The 4,362-nt window shown below is 76.0% G+C and carries 2 protein-coding genes; one reads left to right on the top strand and one right to left on the bottom strand.

What is annotated here, in order from left to right; translation table 11 throughout:
• A partial coding sequence (locus UWG_RS0121720) for an SDR family NAD(P)-dependent oxidoreductase (RefSeq protein WP_029391657.1) occupies window positions 1-3,306 on the top strand: 3,306 nt, incomplete at its 5' end.
• A 496-nt stretch (window positions 3,307-3,802) separates the two neighbouring features.
• Here the strand turns inward: UWG_RS0121720 and UWG_RS0121715 are convergent.
• On the bottom strand, window positions 3,803-4,362 hold a 560-nt coding region (locus UWG_RS0121715; protein ID WP_016909308.1), incomplete at its 5' end, for a phosphopantetheine-binding protein.

Raw genomic sequence — 4,362 nt, 5'->3', positions numbered from 1 at the left:
TCGGGCACGGCACCGGGTGCCGTGTGGGGGAGCGGCGCCACGGCGGGTGCGGGCCCTGCGGTGCTGGTCTTCCCCGGGCAGGGGTCCCAGTGGCTCGGCATGGGTGCCGAACTCCTCGGCTCCTGCGAGGTGTTCGCTGCCGAGTTCCGGCGGTGCGCCGAGGTCTTCCGCGACCGGGTGTCCTGGTGGGGGGAGTGGCCGCTGGAGGAGGTCGTCGGCGGTCGCGCGGGGGCGGAGTTCTGCGAGCGGATCGACGTGCTGCAACCCGCCCTGTTCTCGGTGACGGTGTCGCTGGCCGCGGTGTGGCGCTCCTGGGGCGTCGAGCCCGCCGCGGTCGTCGGGCACTCGCTGGGGGAGATCGCGGCGGCGTACGTGGCGGGGGCCCTCCCGCTCGGCGACGCGGCGAAGGTGGTCGCCGTCCGGTCCCGGCTGCTGCGGCGGATGTCGGGGACCGGCGGCATGGTCGCGGTCGCGGCGAGCCGCGCGGAGGTGGACCGGCTGCTCGCCGAGCGGGGCGGGCTCTCCGTCGCGGTGGTCAACGGCCCCCGCTCCGTGGTCGTCTCGGGACCGGTGGCCGACCTGGAGGAGCTGCGGGCCCGCTGCCGGGACGACGGCGTACGCACGCGGCAGGTGAAGGCGGACGTCGCCGGGCATTCGCCGCACATGGAGGCGATCAGCGCGGAGTTGGAGGCCGAACTCTCCGACATCCGCCCCCGCGAGGGGGCGACGCCGCTCTACTCGACCGTGGACGCCGCCCTCGTCCGCGGCACGGCGCTCGACGGCCGCTACTGGTTCCGCAACCTGCGGCACACGGTGCGGCTCTCGGAGGTGGTCGCCGAACTGGCCCGCACGGGCAGCCGGTTCTTCGTCGAGGTCAGCGCCCATCCCGCGCTCACCGTCGGGATGCAGGAGACGATCGACGAGGCCGGCAGCTCCGCGGTCGTACTGGGCTCGCTGCGCCAGGGCGAGCCCGCGCTGCGGCGGCTGCTGCTCTCGGCCGGCGAGGGCTGGACGAAGGGCCTCGACGTCGACTGGGCCGCGGTGCTCGCCGGGCTGCCGGGCGGGACGACGCGGGAGAGCGCGCCCGGCCGGGCCGAGCTGCCGACGTACGCGTTCCAGCGGCACCGCTACTGGCTGCCCCCGGCGCGCAGGGCCGCGGGGGAGACCCCGCCGGCCGACGCGGAGTTCTGGACGGCGGTCCGCTCGTCCGACGAAGAGGCACTCGCCGCCGAACTCGGGGCCGAGGGGCGGACCCGGGACGCGCTCCGCGAGGTGCTGCCCGCGCTCGCCGACTGGCACGCGCGGCGGGAACGGGCCGCGACGCTCGACGCCTGGCGCTACCGGGTGGCGTGGAAGCCCTGGCCCGCGCCTGCCAACGCCGGTGCGCCGACCGGCCGTTGGCTGGTGGTGGTGCCCGAAGGGACCGTGCCGCTCTGGATGGAGCGGACGACCGAGGCACTCGCCGGGGCGACCACCCTCCGTCTGGCGGTCGCCCCGCGGACCGCGGACCGGGACTCGCTCGCGGCCCGGATCGCGGGGTGCGCCGCTTCGGAGTCCGACGAGCTCGCCGGGGTGCTGGCCCTCGTCACGGCAGCGCCGGAGAGCGAGGCGCTGCCCGGCGGACTCGCCGGGGGCGTGGCGTCGAGCCTGCTGCTGACCCAGGCGTTGGGCGACGCCGGCGTCAACGCGCCGCTGTGGCTCGTCACTTCGGGGGCGGTCGCGGTGACGGACGACGAACCGGCGGCTCACCCGGGGCAGGCGCAGGTCTGGGGCATGGGCCGGGTCGTCGGTCTGGAGCACCCCGACCGCTGGGGCGGCCTCGTGGATCTCCCTCCCGAGCCGGACGCCCGCGCCACGGCGTCGCTCCTCGACGCGGTGCGGGCCGCCGGAGACGAGGACCAACTCGCCGTCAGGGCCTCGGGCGTGTACGTCAGGAGGCTGGTGCCGGCGGCAGCGGGCGCCAGGGCGCGGACGGCCGACGCCGGGTTCCGGACCGGGGGCACGGCGCTGGTGACGGGCGGGACGGGAGCGCTCGGCGCGCACCTCGCCCGGTGGCTGGTCACGGCGGGCGCCGAGCGGCTCGTGCTGCTGAGCCGCCGCGGTCCCGCGGCGCCCGGCGCGGACCGGCTCGAGGCCGAGCTGCGGGAGTCGGGCGCAGCGGTGGAGGTGGTCGCGTGCGACGTGTCGGACCCGGGAGTGCTCGGGTCGCTCCTCGGGGACATCGAGTCGCAAGGCCCTCCCGTGCGCACGGTGGTGCACGCCGCCGGGGTGCCGCAGACCACCGCGCTCTCCTCGATGACGCTGGAGGAGTGCGCTCGGACGGTCGCGGGCAAGGTGGCGGGCGCGGTCGCGCTGGACGAGGTGCTCGCCGACCGGGAGCTGGACGCGTTCGTGCTCTTCTCCTCCGCCTCCGCGACCTGGGGGAGCGGGATGAGCGCCGCGTATGCCGCGGGAAACGCGTGCCTCGACGCCCTCGCCGCGCAGCGGCGGGCGCGCGGCGCCGTCGCCACCTCCGTGGCCTGGGGGATGTGGGGCGGCACCGGCATGATCGGGGAGTACGGCGAGGAGCAGCTCCGCCGCCGCGGGCTGCGTCCCATGGAACCGGCGCAGGCGGTCAGGGCGCTGGAGACGGCCCTCCTGCTCGACGACGTGTACGTGGTGGTGGCCGACGTCGACTGGGCGCGGTTCCTGCCCGGTTACACCGCGGCCCGTGCCCGGCCGCTCGTCGAGGACGTCCCGCAGGTCCGGCTCCTGGCTGCCCGGGAGGCCGGCACCGAAGCCGACGCGGACACCGCGGCCGAGCACCGACGCCTCGCCGCGCTGCCGGAGGCGGAGCGCGCGGAGGCCCTTCTCGACCTCGTGCGCACCGAGGCCGCCGCGGTGCTGGGGCACGCCACGGCCGACGCCGTCGGCTCCGACACGGCCTTCCGCGAGGTGGGTTTCGACTCGCTCGCCTCCGTCGGACTCCGCCAGCGCCTCCAGTCCGCGCTCGGCGTGCGCGCCCCCGTCTCGCTCGCCTTCGACCACCCCACGCCCCGCAAGGCCGCCGTCTTCCTCGGCACTCTCCTGGGCGGCGAGGCCGCCTCTTCCGTGGAGGAGCACCTCCGGGCGCTCGAAGCCGAAGCGGCCACCGCGGGCACCGACGAACTGGTGCGGGCGAAGGTCGTGATGCGGCTGACGGGCCTGCTCTCCCGGTGGAAGGACGCGGGGACCCCGGACGAGTACCCCGACGGACGGCGGGACCTCGACGCGGCGACGGACGAGGAGATGTTCGCGCTCATCGGCGAGGAGTTCGGGATCTCCTGAGCCGGTTCCGGTGCCGCTGTCGGTCGGGTGCGCCCGAACCGGCCGCGGTGGCGGTGGGTTTCGGCGGGCGGGGCACGGCCGGTCGCGGGTTCCGCTGCCGGGGCCGGGCCGTGCCCGGCGGGTCGTTCCTGCAGCGGCCGCGGTGGTGGGGGCATGTGCGGGTCCGGGTCGGGCGCCTGTCGAGCGGGTTTCCTCGCGTGGAGGTGTGAAGCTCGTGCGGTGTTGTGCGGACTGGCCGCGTCGGTGCGGTTGTTGGTCGGGAGCGCTTGCCTCTTGGCCCGGAGTCGGCGACGTCGGTGTGCGTTTCGTGCACTCGCTGCCTCGGCGGTGCGTTTCGGAGCCGGGTTTCGGCTGCGCCTCCGGAGCCGGTTCGGGTATTTCCGCTTTCGGGTGCGGGTCTCGCACGGTGTCTCGCCAACAGGCTGCCGGAGGTTCGGACGTACGGGCTCCGCGCCGGTGAGGAGCTCGGCGCCGTGCGGCCCGGTCCCGCGCTGCGTCAGGCGGTGCCGAGCTCCCTGTCGATCAGGTCGAAGATCTCCTCGTCGTCGGCGAGTTCGATGTCGGAGTTGTCCTCGGTGAGGGGCTGTGCGGGCGTGCGGCGCCGGTCGGCCCATCGCCGCGTCAGCGACCGGAGACGCGAGGTGATGCGATCGCGCTCGGGGAAGTCCTCGTGGAGGGCCGTGAGTTGCTCCTCCAGCCGGTCCAGCGCCTCGTCCAGCCCGCTCGGTGTGCCGGAACCGGCGGGCGTCAGGTCGGTGTCGAGCCGCTCGGCCAGCGCGCGAGGGGTCGGGAAGTCGAAGACGAGCGTGACGGGCAGCCGGAGGCCCGTCGCCCGGTTGACCCGGTTGCGCAGCTCCACAGCGGTGAGCGAATCGAACCCCAGGTCCCGGAACGCCTGGTCGGCCTCGAGCGGCGCTTCCTCGCCGTATCCGAGGACGGAGGCGGCCTCCCGGCGGACGAACTCCCGCAGCGTCTCCCCGCGTTGAGCCGGAGCGAGCCCGGCGAGCCGCCGTACGAGGGAACCGCCGGCGGAGTCGGCGCCGGCGGCCGTCCGCA

The sequence above is a fragment of the Streptomyces xiaopingdaonensis genome (assembly GCF_000262345.1).
Lineage (GTDB): Bacteria > Actinomycetota > Actinomycetes > Streptomycetales > Streptomycetaceae > Streptomyces > Streptomyces xiaopingdaonensis.
This window is presented reverse-complemented; position numbering and strand designations above follow the sequence as displayed.